12 protein-coding genes are annotated in these 17,244 nt (G+C 69.6%); 5 read left to right on the plus strand and 7 right to left on the minus strand.

Annotated elements, in window-relative coordinates; genetic code table 11:
- Positions 1 to 205: 205 nt before the first annotated feature.
- Complete coding sequence (locus KEG38_RS50450; protein WP_272428087.1) at positions 206 to 652, minus strand: hypothetical protein; 447 nt, start codon at positions 650 to 652, stop codon at positions 206 to 208.
- Between the two features lie 171 nt (positions 653 to 823).
- Here KEG38_RS50450 and pip point away from each other — a divergent pair, with 171 nt between their 5' ends.
- Entirely contained in the window at positions 824 to 1,795 is a 972-nt protein-coding gene (gene pip, locus KEG38_RS50455; protein WP_272428088.1) for a prolyl aminopeptidase, read from the plus strand.
- On the opposite strand, the gene KEG38_RS50460 is transcribed toward pip, so the two are convergent.
- A complete protein-coding gene (locus KEG38_RS50460) occupies positions 1,779 to 2,540 on the minus strand; it encodes an SGNH/GDSL hydrolase family protein (protein ID WP_272428089.1) in 762 nt (253 codons plus the stop codon). The genes pip and KEG38_RS50460 overlap by 17 nt on opposite strands.
- Before the next feature lie 196 nt (positions 2,541 to 2,736).
- On the opposite strand from KEG38_RS50460, the gene KEG38_RS50465 reads away from it, so the two are divergent.
- The 3 genes from KEG38_RS50465 (at position 2,737) to KEG38_RS50475 (ending at position 4,765) form a co-directional block, all read left to right on the plus strand.
- Positions 2,737 to 3,279: a hypothetical protein gene (locus KEG38_RS50465; protein ID WP_272428090.1), complete on the plus strand. Its 543-nt coding sequence runs from the start codon at positions 2,737 to 2,739 to the stop codon at positions 3,277 to 3,279.
- A 104-nt stretch (positions 3,280 to 3,383) separates the two neighbouring features.
- A complete protein-coding gene (locus tag KEG38_RS50470) occupies positions 3,384 to 4,550 on the plus strand; it encodes an acyl-CoA dehydrogenase (protein WP_272428091.1) in 1,167 nt (388 codons plus the stop codon).
- On the plus strand, positions 4,547 to 4,765 hold the full coding sequence (locus KEG38_RS50475; protein WP_272428092.1) for a hypothetical protein: 219 nt from the start codon (positions 4,547 to 4,549) through the stop codon (positions 4,763 to 4,765). The genes KEG38_RS50470 and KEG38_RS50475 overlap by 4 nt, the downstream gene beginning before the upstream one ends.
- 309 nt (positions 4,766 to 5,074) lie before the next feature.
- Here KEG38_RS50475 and KEG38_RS50480 read toward each other — a convergent pair whose 3' ends face one another.
- From KEG38_RS50480 to KEG38_RS50495, 4 genes are all read right to left on the minus strand, one after another.
- Positions 5,075 to 5,842 (minus strand): SDR family NAD(P)-dependent oxidoreductase, encoded by a 768-nt coding sequence (locus tag KEG38_RS50480; RefSeq protein ID WP_272428093.1) that lies wholly within the window; start codon positions 5,840 to 5,842, stop codon positions 5,075 to 5,077.
- 384 nt (positions 5,843 to 6,226) lie between these two features.
- Positions 6,227 to 7,060: a maleylpyruvate isomerase N-terminal domain-containing protein gene (locus KEG38_RS50485; RefSeq protein WP_272428094.1), complete on the minus strand. Its 834-nt coding sequence runs from the start codon at positions 7,058 to 7,060 to the stop codon at positions 6,227 to 6,229.
- Between the two features lie 32 nt (positions 7,061 to 7,092).
- The gene (locus KEG38_RS50490) at positions 7,093 to 8,538 is read right to left on the minus strand and encodes an SUMF1/EgtB/PvdO family nonheme iron enzyme (protein WP_272428095.1); all 1,446 of its coding nucleotides are present in this window, start codon (positions 8,536 to 8,538) and stop codon (positions 7,093 to 7,095) included.
- On the minus strand, positions 8,535 to 12,107 hold the full coding sequence (locus tag KEG38_RS50495; protein ID WP_272428097.1) for a MopE-related protein: 3,573 nt from the start codon (positions 12,105 to 12,107) through the stop codon (positions 8,535 to 8,537). Before KEG38_RS50495 ends, KEG38_RS50490 begins: the two co-directional genes overlap by 4 nt.
- Before the next feature lie 130 nt (positions 12,108 to 12,237).
- Between KEG38_RS50495 and KEG38_RS50500 the strand changes: the two genes are divergently transcribed.
- Positions 12,238 to 12,879, plus strand: a complete 642-nt coding sequence (locus KEG38_RS50500) for a hypothetical protein (RefSeq protein ID WP_272428098.1) — start codon at positions 12,238 to 12,240, stop codon at positions 12,877 to 12,879.
- A gap of 3 nt (positions 12,880 to 12,882) precedes the next feature.
- On the opposite strand, the gene KEG38_RS50505 is transcribed toward KEG38_RS50500, so the two are convergent.
- Positions 12,883 to 16,776 carry a serine/threonine-protein kinase gene (locus KEG38_RS50505; RefSeq protein ID WP_272428099.1) on the minus strand — a complete coding sequence of 1,298 codons (3,894 nt, stop codon included), beginning with the start codon at positions 16,774 to 16,776 and terminating at the stop codon, positions 12,883 to 12,885.
- Positions 16,777 to 17,244 lie beyond the last annotated feature (468 nt).

Genomic DNA, 17,244 nt, shown 5'->3' on the forward strand with positions numbered 1-17,244 from the left:
GAGCACCTTGACGGCCACCAGCTCGCCGGAAAGGCGATCGTGCGCCCGGAAGACCGAGCCCATTCCCCCCGAGCCGGCGACCCGCTCGATCACGAATCGATCGTCGATGATGTCCCCTGCCCGCATGCGCCTCCTTCGGCGCACAGGAACCTAAGGCCACACGAACCACGATCGAATCCCCCAAAGCGTGTCCTCGCGGAGTCGGTCAGGATTCGGGCCCGGCTTTCGACCGGCGCGCCTCCCGGGCGCGCGCGGCTTCCACCCAGGCGCGGGCCTCGCCGTCGTCCGCACCGAACGTCGCCTGGAAACTGTGTTCCCCGTTGAAGAGCGCCAAGGCCTTCAAGAACAGCCCCATCACCACGCGCATCTGGAAGCTCGCACCGAGGAGGGCGACCCCCGCGATTCGTCGGGTCCGCGGATCCATGGCCACCACCTTGCGCACGCGGGCCGCCGGCGTCTCGAACCTCGCCGTGTCGGCGATCACGAAGTAGCGCCTCCCGTCGGGCATCCACCGCTCCGCCTGCGTGTAAAGCGCATCGAACGCCTCCAGGGTCGGCGCGCCGTCCCAGCGTACGCAGACGAGATCGGGGGGCTCGAAATGCGCGCGAAGGGGGCCGATCTCCAGGATGCGTGCTCGTTCGACGTCCGCCATGATCCGTGAGCGCCGAGCTTCGCACACCCGCCCCTCTCGTGACGAGGGCCAGGGTGCGAATTTCGCCAGGAACTCCGGCTTTCACGGGGAGCGCCGTCCTCGACCCCCCCGGCGTCGACGAACCATGGTACTGCATTCGAACCACGATCCGAATCCCCAGGGAGGCGCAACATGCGCGAACCGTACCCGCCTCGCGAGCCCTACGAATCCGGCATGCTCGACGTCGGCGATGGCCAGTCGATCCATTGGGAAATTTCTGGCAACCCGAACGGGAAGGCCGCGGTCGCCCTCCATGGCGGGCCGGGGGGAGGCAGCAGTCCGGGCCGGCGTCGCTGGTTCGATCCCGACCGCTACCGGCTCGTCCAGTTCGACCAGCGGGGCTGCGGCCGGAGCACGCCCCACGCCGGCGATTTCTCGACCGACCTATCGGCGAACACGACCCACCACCTGATCGCGGACATCGAGCGGCTCCGCGAGCACCTCGGGATCGAGCGCTGGCTCGTCTGGGGCGCATCGTGGGGCGTCACGCTCGGGCTCGCCTATGCCGAGCGTTATCCCGAGCGGGTCTCCGAGATGATTCTTCTCTCGATCGCGCTGACCCGCCGGGCCGACGTCCGGTGGTTCAGCCACGATGTCGGGCGATACTTTCCAGAGGAATGGGCCCGCTTCCGGGCCGGCGTTCCGGAGGCCGATCGCGATGGCGACCTGGTCGCGGCCTACGACAGGCTCCTGAACGAGCACCCGGACCCGGCAGTCCGGCGGAAGGCAGCCCGCGATTGGGTCGCCTGGGAGGATGCGTTGCTGTCGCTCGAAGAGGGGTACGTCTCGCCCCATCCACGCTGGGCCGACGAACGGTACATGATCGCCTTCGCCCGCCTGGTGACGCACTACTTTTCACATGCCGCGTGGCTCGAGGAGGATGAGCTCGTCCGAAATGCATCACGGCTGGCAGGGATTCCGGGCGTCCTCCTCCACGGCCGGCTCGACCTTGCCGGGCCGGCGGACGTTGCCTTTCAGCTCGCCCAAGCATGGCCAGGCGCAGAGCTTCACTTCGTGCCCGGCGGGCATACGGGCGACGCGGAGATGAGTCGTCTTCACCTCGAGGCGACCGATCGCTTTGCGGGCACTAACGGCAATCCGTGAACACCTCGCGCAGGAGCACCTCGCCGAGCTTCTCGTGCCCCTTCGGCCCGAAATGCAGCCCGTCCTTGAAGGGCGCGGCATAGTCGGGGCAAAGCAGGTTCAGATTGCCGCACGAGAGTAGCGCGAACGCGTCGACCACGTGATCGACCTCGCCCGCGGCCTTGCGCGCCCGGATCCAATCGTTCACCTGCGCCGTGGCCGCCGCGCGCTTGTCGTTCCAGTATTTGGAAAAACCACCCCAGGGCGCGACGGTCAGCGCGACGACCTGCATCTTGCGTCCCTTCGCGAGGGCATACATGCCGGCGAGGTCGGCCTGGATGAGCTTGGGCGTGCGGAAGGCCGTCTCGTCGCTGTAGAGATCGTTCACGCCGCCGAAGACGATGACATGCGTGTAGGCCGGTTTGTCCGAAGGCGGAGGCTCGCCGAGCACGTCCCGCGCGAAACGGCGGTGCATCTGGTTCACCATCTGTCCGCCGACGCCGTAATTGTCGAATCGGCTCTCGGGGCAATGTGCGCGCAGGTAATCGAGGAACTTGCCGCCGTGGGAGCGGGCATCCGTGAGGGAATCGCCCATGGCCGCGACGACGTAGGCGCGGCGAGAATCGGGCGGCGGCGCGGGAGCGGCTGCGGCCACGGGCGCCCTTTCCGCGCTGGGCGAAGTCTTCGGATTCGAGGCGCTCTCCGCGCAGCCGAAGCAGGCGAGTGCAGCGAAGACGAACAGCGAGGCAGGGCGGAGGCGGCGCATGGAATCGCCTTCTTATCACGGCCCCAGCGCGATCGAGCCGCGGCGCCTCGATCGTCAACGAATCGACTCTGATCGACGCACCTACCACCCTCCGTAACGTCACCCAGACAAGGCCAAAATCCTGCTAGCGGGGCCCGCCCGACTTGCTGTACCAAGGACGCTGGCACCCGGCCGAGAGAGACGAGGGAGGAAGAAGATGCGACCGATCAAGTGGACATTTTCGATGATGATCTCCCTCGGGCTCGCGCTCGGCGTCGCGGCCTGCGGAGGTGGGCAAACGCCCCCTCCCGCGCCCCCGTCGCAGCCGCAAGCCAAGGCCACGCCGCCCGTGGCGACCGCCGCCACGCCGCCCAAGCCCACGCCCACGGCCGCGCCGACGACGGCCACGAACGTCGAGCCGCCGGTCGGCAAGTACACGACCGAGGTCGTCGTTCACCAGGCGGAGATTCACGGCAAAGTCAAGTCGAAGGCGGGCAAGAAGTTGCTCATCGAGCCGCTCGTGGCGACAAGCCAAACCGTCCCGCAGAAGGGCAACAAGGCCGAGGTTTTCCGCGTCGTCGGCAAGGACGGCGCCGAGAGCGACTGGCTGCTCGTCGCCGAAGGCGAGGTCGGCGAGACCTGGGCCCAGGGCAAGAACCTCGAGGTCACCGTGCACGACGAGAAGGACGCCCCCCTCGACGGCAAGAAGGCCTTCCATTTCGCCCCAGGGACGATGGTTCGATTGCGCTGGCAATGGTAGACGCGCCGCCCCGTCGGCTCGGTTGACGTCCCCGCTCGCGCCCCCCCATAATCCGCGCCCCCGAACCCCCCTACGACGCCTGGGGCTACCCAAGGAGATCACACGTGTCGCATCCCCCGCTCACGCACCTGTCCGAGGAAGAGAAGCTCTTCCGCGACTCGGTGCTCGATTTCGCGAAGAAGCGCGTCGCGCCGCTCGTCAGCGAGATGGACGAGAAAGGCGCGCTCGACCCCGCGCTCCTGCCGCCCCTCTTCGAGCTCGGCCTGATGGGCGTCGAGATCCCCGAGAACTACGGCGGAGCCGGTTCAAGCTTCTTCAACGCGATCCTCGCCGTCGAGGCGCTCGCCGTCGTCGACCCGAGCGTGAGCGTGCTCGTGGACGTGCAAAACACGCTCGTCGCGAACGCGCTCCTCCGCTGGGCAAACGACGCCCAGAAGGAGAAGTACCTGCCCCGTCTCTGCAAGGACTGGGTGGGCTCGTACGCGCTGAGCGAAGCCGGCAGCGGCTCCGATGCGTTCGCCCTCCAGGCCCGCGCGACGCAGAAGGACGGTCGCTGGGTGCTGAACGGTCGCAAGCTCTGGATCACGAACGCGAACGAGAGCTCGCTCTTCCTGGTGCTCGCGAACGTGGACCCCAGCAAGGGCTACCGCGGCATCACGGCGTTCCTCGTGGAGCGCAGCTTCCCCGGCTTCTCCGTGGGCAAGAAGGAGAACAAGCTCGGCATCCGCGCGTCGAGCACGTGCGAGCTCATCCTCGAAGACTGCGAGGTGCCCGCAGAGAACGTGCTCGGCGAGGTGGGCAAGGGCTACAAGATCGCGATCGAGACGCTGAACGAGGGCCGCATCGGCATCGGCGCGCAGATGATCGGGCTGTCGCAAGGCGCGTTCGATCAAGCGATGCGGTACATGGGCGAGCGCAAGCAGTTCGGTCAGTCGATCGCAAGCTTCCAGGGGATGCAGTTCCAGTACGCCCGCGTCGCGACGGAGATCGAGGCCGCACGTCTCATGGTCTACAACGCCGCGCGGCTGAAGGACGCAGGGCTGCCGTTCGTGAAGGAAGCAGCGATGGCAAAGCTGTTCGCATCGGAGGTCGCCGAGCGCACGGCATCGCTCTGCGTGGAGTTCTTCGGCGGCGTGGGCTTCACGAAGGAGTACCCCGCAGAGAAGTTCTACCGCGACGCAAAGATCGGGAAGATCTACGAGGGTACGTCGAACATGCAGCTCGCCACGATCGCGAAGCTTCTGCAGAGCGAGTACGAGGTGAAGGGATGACCGTCTGCCCCCGCTGCGGCGCGCGAGCGACCTACGTGGGGGTCTTGACGGTGGAGTGCGCGACGCGGGGCTGCCCAAACTTCCGGGAGCCCCCGCCCGCTCCCCCCGCGGCCACGTCCTCAGCGAAGGACGCCCCCACGACCGAACCCCGCACAGAAAAATCCCCCGAGGACGAGGAGCTGCTCGCCTCGATGCTCGAAGGCGGGTTTTTCTAAGAGGAAGCGCCTCGCCGGGGTTTCACCCCGGGCCCGACCAGGGGCTGTCCGCCCCTGGACCCGGACCAGCGCAAGCGCTGGACCTTTGGTGGAAGAACTGCGCGGTGCGCAGTTCTTCCAACGGTGCCACGCCCGTCGAGACGTCAGCACTGCTGTCTCGGTTGGCAACTTGCTCGCCGGTCTTGACCGGGCCTGTGCGATGAACTGCGCACCGCGCAGTTCATCGTCCTGGGTCCAGCCCCTGGCTGGTCCAGGTCCAGGGGCGGACAGCCCCTGGTGGGGCCTGGGGCAACGCCCCAGCGCGGCGGTTCAGCCTTGCAACTGCTTGATCGGCGGCGAGAACCGCGACGTCACCCACCGCGCGATCCGCGGGAACCAGAGTGCCACGCCGTACGAGCGCGGGTACACGATTCGGGCCTTCTTCCGCTCGACGGCCCGCACCACGAGCCGCGCGAGCTCGTCTGCCGTTCCGACGGGCGAGAGCTTCGACGTGAGCGTGGGCTCGTACTTCTCGTAGCCCTTGCGCCCCATGTCCGTGTCGACCGGCCCCGGATACACCGTGACCACGTGCACGCCCGTGCCGCGCAGCTCGCCCCGCAGGCCCTCCGAGGCATTCGCCAGCGCGCCCTTCGAGGCATTGTAATAATACATGCCCGGCATGGGCGTGATCGCCGCCATCGAGGCGATGTCGACGATCGCCCCGTTGCGCCGCGCGATCATGCCCGGCAAGACTGCGCGCGTGAGGCGCAGCGGCGTGAGGACGTTCAGGCGCAGGAGCATCTCGCCTGCGTCGACGGCGGCGAGCTCTGTCGGCTCGATGTTCTGCACGCCCGCGTTGTTCACGAGCACGTCGATGGGACCGAGCTCCTTCTCGGCTGGCGCGATCCAGTCCGTCGCGCGCTCTGGCAGGGACAGGTCGGCCTGGTGGAGGAAGGCCCGGCCCGAGAGCTCGCGCGCGATGGCGTCGAGCCGATCCTTGCGCCGCGCGACGAGCGAGAGGACCGCGCCCTTCGCGGCGAACGCGCGCGCCAAGGCCTCCCCGATGCCGACGGACGCACCCGTGATGGCGACGTGCATGGCGACGCCTTACTACGAGTGTGCTTCGGATGCACGGCTGGGCCTCATCTGGGGGCCGCTGCGCCGGGGCTCTGCCCCGGGCCCCGCGGGGGCTGTTCGCCCCTCGACCCGAACCAGGGCAAGCCCTGGACTCGGGGTGGAAGAACTGCGCAACGCGCAGTTCTTCCAACAGGCCGGGTGGCAAGATTAGAGACAGCGTTGCCAGTCGAATGGGCAGCGCGGCTGTCTCGGTTGGCAGGGTCGCTACGAGTCTTGATTCGGCCTGTTCGATGAACTGCGCATCGCGCAGTTCATCGACAAACGGTCCAGCGCTTGCGCTGGTCCGGGTCGAGGGGCGGACAGCCCCCGCGGGGGCTGGGGCAGAGCCCCAGCGAGGCGGCTTCACTACGCCATGATCGTGACCATGCGGAAAATCGGCGCCGCGAGCGCCTCGTCGCCGCGCACGACGGCCTCGGCCCGCGCCTTCGTGGGGTCCTTGCCCTTCGTCCAGAGCCGCCACGCGTCGTCCGCGTCGAGCTCCACCGTCGTCTGCGCCGGCGTCTCCCGCGCGGTCACGAGCTCCCACCGGTCCGCGGCGCGCACGAGCTGCCACGTGCCGCCCGCTTCGCCCGTGATCACGATATCGACCCCCGCACCGTCCGCAGCCGGGACATCACGATAGGCGTGCGGGGCGCCCCGCAGGAAGGCGTCGATCACCGGGTGCATGTAGCGCCGCTCCTTCAGGGCGGGCTTGCCCACGGCGTCGCGGATCTGCTGCTGGTGATGCCATTTCTCCGTGTACTCGCGGGCCACGTCGAACCAGTTCTGCGACCACTCCTCGCCCGCCCATGCCACGCTGAAGATCGCCGGGCCCTCGGGATCGAGACCCTCGAAGAGCACGGCGACCTCCTCGTCGGCGCGGCGGAGCATGTCCACGAGCATGCGCGGCGAGAGCCTGCGCGCCGCCACCATCCACTCGGTGTTGAGCCGCTGGATGAACTCCACCATCGCCTCGAACGAGCGGATCTCGGGCGCCGGGATGACGTGCCCGTCCCGCTGGAACGAGAGGCGCCGGAGAGAGCCATCGAGCAGGTGCGCCGCGAGGTCCTTCACGTCCCGCGTCGCGTGGACCGTCGGCTTGTTCCAGTCGTCTGAACCGAGCGAACCGAGCAGGTCGTGGAGGGCCGCGGAGACGTCGCGGAAGAGGTGCGCGGTGGGGATGGGGGGCAGAGGCGTCACGCGGCGACTCTACCCCGCTTCCCGTGGAAAAACTATTGCCGGCAGCAGCGGAAGCCGATGTTCGGAAGGAGTGTGCCCTCGGCCGCGCGGGCCGGAAGCTCCATGGTGCAGGCGAGGCCGAGCGCCGGAGAAATGTACGAACCGCCGTGAAGCTGGAAGATGCGGTTCGGCGCGGCCGCGACGTTCGTCTGGGTGCGCGTCCATTCGGTCACGTTGCCCGAGAGATCCCGCGGTCCGGCGCCCGAAACACACGCCGCGAGGCTCCCCGTCGGGACGGCCGCGCCCATGGCCGCGGGGTTGTCCACGCCGAGGCAAGCCATCGCGTTGTACGTCGCGCCGTACGGATACAACATGCTCGCGGGACCGCGGCAGGCCGCTTCGAGCTCGGCGGCGGAGCACAGGCGGAAGCCCGGCCCGCGCGCCGCGCATGCGGCCTCGGCCTCGGCGAACGAGCCGCCCGTCCAGGGCAACACCGAGGACTTGCTGCACGCCACGGATTCGAGGATGCCGGCCGCCTGCATGCTCGCGTCGGGCCGCGAGGCCTCGTAACGATCCACGAAGGCGGGCGGGTTCGATCCGGGAATCGGATCCATGTCGAAGGCCGAGGGATCGAGCTCTTCGTCGACGAACCCGTCGCAATCGTCGTCGACGCCGTTGCAGAGCTCGGCCGTCGGCGGCGACGCGTTGGGCAGGACCGAGAGATCGCAGGTCGTCGTGGCCGGGTTCTGCGGATCGCAGACGACCACGCCGACGTCGACGCACTTGCCGAGTCCGCCGTCGTCGCAGGCCGAGCCGAGCTCCTGGAACCACTCGTCGACGCTGCCGTCGCAGTTGCCGTCGACGCCGTCGCAGCGGGTCTCCGTGATGCGCACGAAGCCGGAGACGACCTCGACCTCGGGCGGATACACACACGACCAGCCCGCTGCGCCGTTGCAGACGACCATCGTCCCCTCGCAGGGTGTCCCGGCCGTCACGGTGCAGAGGTTCGAGGGCGCGGCGAGATCCGGATCGGCCGAATCGACCTTGCCGTCGCAATCGTCGTCGATGCCGTTGCATTGCTCGGGGCCGAGCACCGGCACCGGGCAGGCGTACTCGCAGCCGTTTTTCGGGTCCCCATCGACGTCGTACGAGCCGGCGACGCAGGTGTCGACGACGCAGACGCCCTGCTCGCAGCGCGGGAACGCGCTCGGCAGGAGGCATTTGTTGCCGCACGCGCCGCAGTTGTCGACGTCGTTCAGGAGGTCGGCATCGCAGGGCGGGCCGCCGCCGACCTGCGAAAAACCGCCGAACCCGATTCCACCTTCGCCGCCCTCGCCGCCCACGCCGCCCATGCCGCCGGAGGCGCCGCTGCCCGAGGGCTCCGTGCCGCAGGAGAAGCAAAATGCGTCGTCCACGCAGCCGCTCCCGAGCAGGACGGCGAACATCCCCGGCAGCAAGGCCGCGAAGACCCCGAGCCGCATCGTTCGTCCCGTGTTCATGCCGCCTCCTTGCGCGACGCGCGCGCGCCGCGGCGACGACCGAGGCCCATGCATGCGAGGGCGACGAGCCCCGCGATCACGGCCGGGTTCTGCCGCTCGTCGGCCACGACGCCGCAGGTGCAACCGCCGCCGCCCGTGGCCAATCCGTACGCGTCGTCGTTCGACGCGCCGGCGCTGCCCGTGGTGGTGGTCGTGGAACCCCCGCCGACGCCGCCATCGCCGCCATTTCCACCGTCGCCGCCTGCGCCGCCCGCGCCACCCATGCCGCCGTCGGGCGCGTCCACGCAGATGCCGTCCACGCAGACTTGGCCCGGGTTGCAGTTCACATCATCGCACGTCGCCTTGAGGCAATACCCGTCGTCGTTGCACGACAGGCCCGGCGGGCACGGGAATTCACCGCCCGTGCAGGGGATCGCGCATTGCGCCTCGATGCATTTGCTGTCGCCGGGGCAGGGCGCCATGTTGTCGCCCACGCCGTCGCAGTCCTCGTCGAGCCCGTTGCAGAGCTCTTCCTTCGGACCGACGAAGCCCACGCACACGGGCATGGCGTTGATGCAGAGCATGGTGCCGAGCTGGCAAGGGCTCTGGTCATTCGGCGCCATGAGCTCGCCGCAGGGAACGCCGAAGATCGTCGGCTGGTTCGTCGAGACGTCCGGCTCCTCGTCGATGTTGAAATCGCAGTCGTTGTCGACGCCGTCGCAGACCTCGGGCGACGGGATGCAGCTCGGGCAATCGAGCGGCAGGCCCGCGGCGTCCTCGTCGACGAGGCCGTCACAATCGTCGTCCATGCTGTTGCAGACCTCGGCCGTGGGCATTGCGCCCGGATCCGTGATGCCGCACTCGGTGCCCGAGCCGTCGGCCTTGCAGACGTAGGTGCCGACGCCGAGACAGGCGCCGATCTCGCCGTCCGTGCAGGGCTGACCCTTCTCGGGGAAATCCTCGTCGATGAGGTTGTCGCAATCGTCGTCGAGGCCGTTGCAGAGCTCGAACTTCTGGTTCTGCCCGATGATCTGCGCGAGCGCGTTCGCGAGCTCGCTCTTCGACGACACGAAAAACGCCTGGCCCGTGCCGCCGGCGGCCGCGATCTGGTTGAGCTGCGTCTGCTCGCTCGGGAGCACGGAGAAGCCGATCACGTAGGTCGGGACGGGCTTTCCGTTGATGCCCGCGAGCAGCGCCGCCGCGGCGGCCTGGGGGTTGCCCTGGCAGCTCTCGGCGCCGTCCGTGAGCAGAATCGCGGCATACGAGCGGCACGCCGCGGCGCTGTCGCAGGTGACGACGGGCGTGAGGTAATCGTGCGTCGCCTGGAGCGCGCCGGCGAGCGGCGTCGGACCCGAGCCGCGCACCTCGCAGTTGCCCATGGAGCAGTGGTTGCCTTCCAGGGTGGTCGCGTCGAACATCGCGTCCGCGTCCTCGACGCCGTCGAGCCATTTCAAATACCGGCCGACGGGCTGGTTGAACCCGACGAGGAACTGCGCGCCGCGCCGCGGAGGACCGCAGGATCCGGCGTAGTTGATGCAGTCCGAGGTCGGGGTCATCTCCATCGCCTCTTGCGGCCAGCCGATCGGGATGTTGCCCGTGAACGTCGCATTGTTCGGGTACCCCGCGCCCGGATAGAGCTGCGAGAGGACGCACTGGTTGTCCGGGTACACCGAGGGGTACGGCGGCGGGAGGTTGTCCGAGGGATCGTCGTACGAGCAGCAGCTCTGCGCGCACTCGAAGTTCGCCGCCGACTGGCAGCTCCGGTTCACGCCGACGTCCTGGTAATACCGGGCGAGCGCATAATCGCTCTCCGGGAAGGCGCTGAGCACCTGCGTGAGCGCCTGCTTCGCGATGAACAGGCGCGAATTGTTACCCGCCGTCGTGTCGGGATCACTGCCCGTGTCGACGCCCGGAAAATCCACTGAGCCGTCGCCGAACGTGGGGTTGCCCGCGAGGTCGTTCAGCATCGAACCCGACGTGTCGAGCACGAGCGCGAAGCGCGGGCGCGCATCCGACGCCGGCACGAGGCACTGCGCGGGGTCGTAGTCGCAGATCTGCGGGACGCCGCCGACGCACGCCTGGACCATCGACCCGTCCGGGCAGGGGATCACGCCGAGGTCCTCGTCGACCATGCCGTCGAAATCGTTGTCCCAGCCGTCGCAGATCTCGCCGACGTAGGCGCTGTCGATCTGGAGCTCGCCCGCGCCGCCGCCCGCCTCGCCGGCGCAGATCGGGCAGATGCCGCCGTTGGCGCCGCGCACGTCGAAGATCGCCTGCGGGTGGATGGTGCCGAGGCGCGACTGCACGTTGATGATGCCTCCGCCGCCGCCGCCCGCGCAATCGTCGCAGGTGCCGTTGTTCTGCGTCGCGCGGCACTCGACCTCGTTGTCGATCGGGTCGATCGGCGTGCACTGGTTCGACGCGTTGGCGCAGACCATGCCGAGATCGCCGCCGAGGTTCTTGCACGTCTGCCCGAGGAGCGTGTTGCATTGCGCGTTCGAGGTGCAAGGCGTGCAGTTGCAGGGACTGCAGCGGCCCGCCTGGCAGGTTTGTCCGGCGCCGCAGTCGGCGTTCACCGTGCAAGGCAGGCATTTCGGCTGCGAGTCGCCGCCGCGGCCGCCGTGGGCGCTGATGCGCGCGCTGCTCTGCACGTTCACCTGGTCGCCGATGATCAGGATCGATCCGCCCGCGCCGCCGCCCGCCGAGTCGTTGCCAACGGCGCAGCCGCGATGCCCGTCGGCGCTGATCCCGCCGGCGATGTCGATCACGCCGTTCTGGGCCGCCGTCGCCGCGAAGAGCACGATCCGCCCGCCGCCGCGCCCTGCGCGCAGCCCCGCCTCGTAGCCGTCGCGACACCCCTTGTCCCCGCCGGCCGCGCCGAACTCGACCTCGTAGATGCTGTGCCGGTACGGCAGGCCCGCGACCGTGGGGAACCCGTCGCCCGCGCCGTTCGCGCTGTTCGTCGTGCCGTAACAGACGGCCTTGTTCGGATCGTTCGCCGCGACGCAGGAGCTACCGTTTGCCGCGAGGTTTCCGCAGTCCTCCTCCCACTCCTGCGGGAACTCGCACGCCGTCGCGGATCCCATGATCTGGCAGTCCTTCGTGCCGCGCCCGCCCTGCCCGAAATGCGCGCCGCCGCCGCCGGAATCGAGCACCGAGCAGCCGCCGCGTCCGCCGGCGAGGGGCGACATCGCGGGTCCCTCGCCGTCGTTGCAGAGCAAGCCTCGATAACCCGTGCCCTTCGCGATGATCCGCGAGGTCGCGTCGATGGTGATCTGGTTGGCTTTGAGGACGAGGTTGCCGGTGGTGGTCTTGTTCGTCCCGTCGTAGGGCGTGACGCAGACGAGGGCGCCCTTGGTCAAGGACACGACGCCGAACGTCTTTTCACCGCCGTAACGACAGGCGACGTTCTGCGCGGGGGTCGCGTTGACCTGGCAGAGTCGATCCACGGGCGTGCCGCCGTCGGGGCACACTGCGGGCCCGGCGACGCTGCCATCGAGGATCAGGTCCGCGGCGTAGGCACGCGGGCCGAGGAGGAGGAGAACGGCGAGCACCGTGAAGGCGCACGCGAAGGCGCGAAAGCGTAACATGCCAGCAGAGCAATCTAGATGAGGCCGCGTCCAAATGTCCATGGCCCCCGCGGGAGCTTTTCAATCGCGATCGCGTGACGCTCTTCGGTGCGCCGCGTACCATCGGCGAAGGACAGCCGGAGGTCTTACGATGCGCCTTTCTTCCTTCCGATCCGCGCAGTTCATCGCGGCAAACGCCGTCCTCGCGCTCGCCCTGCTCGCATGCGAGGGCGAGATCAAGGACACGAACCACGGAAGTGGTGGGGGAGCCGCCAGCGGCACCGGAAGCGACGGCGCAGGCGGCAGCGGAGGCATGGGCGGAAGCGGCGGCGAAGGCGGAAGCGGTGGCGTGGGCGGCGGCGGAGGCGGGGGCGGAAGCGGCGGCGGAGGCGGCGGAGGCAGCGGCGTCGAATACTCCGCGTCGAACCTGTTCACGCACGTCCCGCGGTTCATCGTCTTCAAGGCCGATCCCACGCGGAACGTCTGCTTCCGTCTCTTCGTCGAGATGGGCACGACCTCGACGATCGCAATCGAGGCCACGGACCCGTGGGTCATCTCGTATGCGGACGTGACGAACCAGGCGAGCGACTGCGCCACGCCGGGAGGTTTTCCCCCGCAACCGATGAGCTCCGCGCCCGCCGTCTCCGGCGGCGGAACGTTGGTGGTCGAAGGAACGTTCCCCTGCTCGATCTCGCTACACGGCGCGCTCACGTTCGACGCCCAGGCCCCGTGGGTCCCGATGAGCGAGCCGTTCGACGTCGACGCGCTTCCGGTCGAAGGCGGCTGCGGCTGAGCGTCAGCCGCCCGTGATCCCTTCTTCCGCGGCAAGCTCGAGCACGCGTCGGTTTTCCGTCACGCGTGACAGGAACCGCTGACGCGCCTCTTCGGTATCGAGGCGCGAAGCCATCCACGAGACGCGCTCACGCGCGGCGGCGAGCTCCACGCGCATCCGCTCGGAATCGCCCCCCGCGCGGAGCGCGAGCACGCGCGCGAGCCGCACGCCGATTTCGTCGGTGCCCATACGACCGATCGACGCGAGGATCGCCATCGCCGCCTCGGAATGCTCGAGCGCCGCGGGCACGTCGCCCTGCGCGAGCCGGATCAGGGCGAGCACGGAAAGCGCCATCGTGTCGTACCGGCGCATGCCCGCGAGCAGGCGGCGTGCCTCGAGCGCCTTCGCCGCCGCAGCGTCGAGCTCCCCCTGCGCGAGCAAGCAGCGGGCGAGCTTGATCCGCGTGAGGCCCCCGAGGCGCATGTCCCCCTGCGTGTCGAGATCCCGCTCGGCCTCGGAGAGCGTCACGAGCGCCTCGTCGTGCTGTCCGAGGACGTAAAGCGCGCCGCCGAGGCTCCCCCGCGCGGCCGAGAGGATCCGCGACAAACCGAGCCGGTTCGCCGCGGCGAGGAGCTCGTGGCAAAGCTCGCACGCGCGCTCGGCGTCGCCGAGGTCGATGAAAAAGAAACACGCGTCGAGGCGCTGCGAGCAGGCGCTCCGCAGATCACCCGCGCGCTCGAAGATCGCCGCGGCTTCGAGGAAATGCCGAGCCGTCGCGTCGTATCGCCACGCGCGGCTCGCGCGGCTCGCCGCGAGCACCTGGAGCAAGGCCTGCGTGCCGAGCTCGCGGCCCGAAGGATCTTCGAGGCAGGGCAGGATCCGGCGCAAAAGATCCTGCGAGACCTCGTATTGCCCGGCGATGAAGGCCTGGAGGCCCGCGCGGATGGCCGCCTGGATGTACGCGTCGCTCTGCTCGCCACGCGCGCCGAGCTCCGAGAGGTTTCCGCAAAGCGAGGCGAGCTTGTCCTGCGCGAGGCGCCTGCCCGCCGCGATCGCGAACGCCGAGGCGGCCTCGAACCAGCGCGGCGTGGCCGGTTCGAGCACGCGCATCGCCTCCTCGGCGAGCCGCTCGGCCTCCTCGAACGCGCCCTGCCAGTGCGCAGCCTCGGCTTTGAACGCGAGGCACTCCCCGAGGAAACGGCCCGCCGCCCCCCGCGCAATCCCCCGATCCACGTGCCGGTTCACGGCCACGAAATCGCCGGCTTCGAGCGCTTCCCGCGCTGCGCGATGATGGTGGACGACGGCGCGCTCGAGATCACTGCCTTGATCAAAATGTTCCGCCAGCACGGCCGCGCGTGTCTCGCCCGCGGCTTCGAGCCAGGCGCCCGCGAGCGCGTGCCCGACTTCGCAATCCGCGGGCGTGAGCATCGCATACGCCGCCTCCCGGAAGAGCGCGTGGCGGAAGCCGTACTCGCGTTCGTCCGGGAAACGCGCCTCGCGCCGCGCCTCTACGACCTCCCGATCACAGAGGAGCGAGATCCATTGCTCGACCTCCGCGGGGCCGAGCGCGTCGCCGACGAGCGCCGTGACCCCGCCGCGCCAGAACGTCTCGCCGAAGATCGAGGCCGCGCGCAGGATCCGCCGCGCCTCGAACGGCAACCGCTCGATGCGCGATTGCACCATCGCGAGCACGGTCTCCGGCAGCGTCGACGAGCCCGACGACTCGACCGCCGCGCGCGCCAGCTCTTCGAGAAACAGCGGATGCCCCGCGGCGCGATCCACGATGACCTGCACGTCTTCTTCCCGCGCCTCGTCGCCGAGGCTCCGCCGCACGAGCGTCGCCGCCGCCCGCCGCGACAGGCCCGAGAGGCGCAGGTGGTGCACCTCGCGCTCGGCGAAGATCCCTGGAAACAGCTCCAGCGTCTCTGGCCGCCCGAGCGCGAGCACGAAGAGCGGCGACGCGTGAAGGTTGCGGAGCAAACGATCGAGGAGTTTGACGGTGGGACCGTCGCCCCAGTGCAGGTCTTCGAGCACGAGGACAAGCGGGCGCGAGGTCGTGACGCCCTCCACGAGATCCTCGAACGCGAGCCGGATCTGATCCCCCATCAGCATCGGATCCCGGCGCGCCGCGCGGAGAAGCTCGCCTTCGTCGGCCCCGGGCCGAGGCGCCTCCACGAGCTCGCCGAGGAACGTGGTGAGGCGCTCTGCGTTTCCCGGCGCGACACGTGCATCGAGGAAGGCACACAGCGCGTCGTGACGAACCTCGGCCGGTGCTCCGTCGCGGATCTTCGCCGCGTCGCGGAGTGCGGATGCGATGAGGCCAAACGACGCGCCCGCGCTCAGCGGCTCGCCGCGCCCCACCCAGATCTCGACCGAGGTCTCGATGCGCCGAAACGACGCGAGGACCTCGCGCCCGAGCCGCGATTTGCCCGCCCCCGCCTCCCCCACGACGACCGCGGCCGCGGCGCGCGACTCGCCCACGACGTCCTCGAAGAGCCGCTCGATGTACCCGACCTCCCGCTCGCGCCCCACGAACGGCGTGGTCCGGCCCGCGAGCTGCCGCGAAGGTTCGCCCGACGGATCTTCGCCGACGAGCACATGCAGATCGCCAAGGCGCTCCAGCGCGAAACGCGCATCGAGCAGCCCACGTGTCGTCTCGTCGATGACGATGCCGGCCGTATCCGCAGGCGCGACGCGGAGCAGCGCGCCGGCACGCGCGGCCGCATCGGAGAACAGAGATCCCGCGCCCGCGCTCCCGCGCCCCGTCGTGAGCGCAAGCGGCCGCCCCGCCCCGAGCGCCCGCATCTCGAGCGCGCATCGCGCCGCCGCCGTGGCTTGATCCGTCGCGGCCCCGCGCCCCGCGAGCGCCACGAGGACCGTGCCGTCCCCGAGCGCCTCGATCCGCCCGCCGAGCGGCGCCGCCACGCGCGTGACCGCTTGCACGAGCTCGGGATCACGCCGTTCGAGCACGGTGTCGTCGAGCGGCGAGGTGCTCGGCAAAGGAGCCGCCGCGAGCAGCACGACCGACACGAGCCTGAGCTCCTCGCCGGTGAGCGAAGGCGGCCGCTCGGTCAGGACCGGTCGCGGCCCGAACCGGCTCGGATCGATCGCGGAGAGCGCCGTCGCGACCTCGCTCGCCGGACAGAGCCTCCGCTCGGGATCCTTCTCCAGGAGAGCCGCCACGAGCGCGTCGAGCTCGGGGGGCATGGACGGCGCGATCGCGCGGAGGCGCGGCGCGGGCTCGAAGAGGATCTGCGAGATCACGCCGAGGATGTGGTCTGTCGCGACGAACGGCTTTTGCCCCGTGAGGCATTCGAAGAGCAAGGCGCCGAGCGCGTAGAGATCGGCCCGCCCATCGACGTCACGCGCGCCGCGGATCTGCTCGGGCGCCATGTACGCGGGCGTGCCGACGAGCGCCCCCGTGAGCGTGGCCGTCTGCGTGCCCGTGACCCGCGCGAGGCCAAAATCGATGACCTTCACCCGCGCCGGATCCCGATCGACGAGAAAAACGTTGTGGGGTTTTACATCGCGGTGAACGACGCCGATCGCGTGCGCCGCTCCGAGCGCCTCCGCGACCGTGCGCGCGATCGTGAGCGCGTCCTCGGGCATGAGCGGGCCGCGCGTGATGCGCCGCGCGAGGTCCTCACCTTCGAGCCACTCCATCGCGAGCCATGGCCGCTCTCCGGGGAGCACACCGTGCCCGAGGCAAGCAACGATCGCGGGGTGCGAGAGGCGCTCGAGCGCGGCGACCTCCCGCTGGAATCGCTCCTCCGTCTGCGCGCCCGCCGAGCGGAGGACCTTGAGCGCCACGGGCGTCCCCGAGCCGATGTCCGTGGCTCGGTACACTTCCCCCATGCCGCCTTCGCCGGCGAGATGCTCGATCACGAATCGCTGCGCGACGACCGTGCCGGCTTGCATCGTCCATTCTTACCCGCCTTCGGGCGCTCGGGCCATCACGAGCACGCCCCCGACCTTCCCCAGGCGCTGAGCATGGTCTCATCTGGGAGGCGCTTCGCTGGGGCGTTGCCCCAGGCCCCACCCGGGGCTATCCGCCCCGGGACCCGGACCAGCGCAAGCGCTGGACCGTTTGTCGATGAACTGCGCGATGCGCAGTTCATCGAACAGGCCGACCCAACGAAGACAGCCGCGCTGCCCTTTTGATCAGCAACGCTGTCCCTGGTCTTGCCACCGGCCTGTGGAAGAACTGCGCACCGCGCAGTTCTTCCAACCCGAGTCCAGGGCTTGCCCTGGTTCGGGTCGAGGGGCGAACAGCCCCCGCGGGGTCCGGGGCGGCGCCCCGGCGCGGCGGCCCAAGAAGAGATCCACGCGCCGCGCCCCGTGCTTTGCAACGAGGCCCGCGCAAGTACACTCCCGGCCCCGAGGCGG

Origin of the sequence: Polyangium jinanense (assembly GCF_028435265.1) — a bacterium.
GTDB classification, from domain to species: Bacteria; Myxococcota_A; Polyangia; order Polyangiales; family Polyangiaceae; genus Polyangium; species Polyangium jinanense.

Bases quoted from the DNA above. Each gene is read 5' to 3' on its own strand.
- KEG38_RS50500 (WP_272428098.1), top strand. From the start codon at position 12,238: ATGCGCCTTTCTTCCTTCCGATCCGCGCAGTTCATCGCGGCAAACGCC.
- KEG38_RS50475 (WP_272428092.1), top strand. From the start codon at position 4,547: ATGACCGTCTGCCCCCGCTGCGGCGCGCGAGCGACCTACGTGGGGGTC.
- KEG38_RS50465 (WP_272428090.1), top strand. From the start codon at position 2,737: ATGCGACCGATCAAGTGGACATTTTCGATGATGATCTCCCTCGGGCTC.
- pip (WP_272428088.1), top strand. From the start codon at position 824: ATGCGCGAACCGTACCCGCCTCGCGAGCCCTACGAATCCGGCATGCTC.
- KEG38_RS50460 (WP_272428089.1), bottom strand. From the start codon at position 2,540: ATGCGCCGCCTCCGCCCTGCCTCGCTGTTCGTCTTCGCTGCACTCGCC.
- KEG38_RS50505 (WP_272428099.1), bottom strand. From the start codon at position 16,776: ATGCAAGCCGGCACGGTCGTCGCGCAGCGATTCGTGATCGAGCATCTC.
- KEG38_RS50490 (WP_272428095.1), bottom strand. From the start codon at position 8,538: ATGAACACGGGACGAACGATGCGGCTCGGGGTCTTCGCGGCCTTGCTG.
- KEG38_RS50450 (WP_272428087.1), bottom strand. From the start codon at position 652: ATGGCGGACGTCGAACGAGCACGCATCCTGGAGATCGGCCCCCTTCGC.
- KEG38_RS50495 (WP_272428097.1), bottom strand. From the start codon at position 12,107: ATGTTACGCTTTCGCGCCTTCGCGTGCGCCTTCACGGTGCTCGCCGTT.
- KEG38_RS50480 (WP_272428093.1), bottom strand. From the start codon at position 5,842: ATGCACGTCGCCATCACGGGTGCGTCCGTCGGCATCGGGGAGGCCTTG.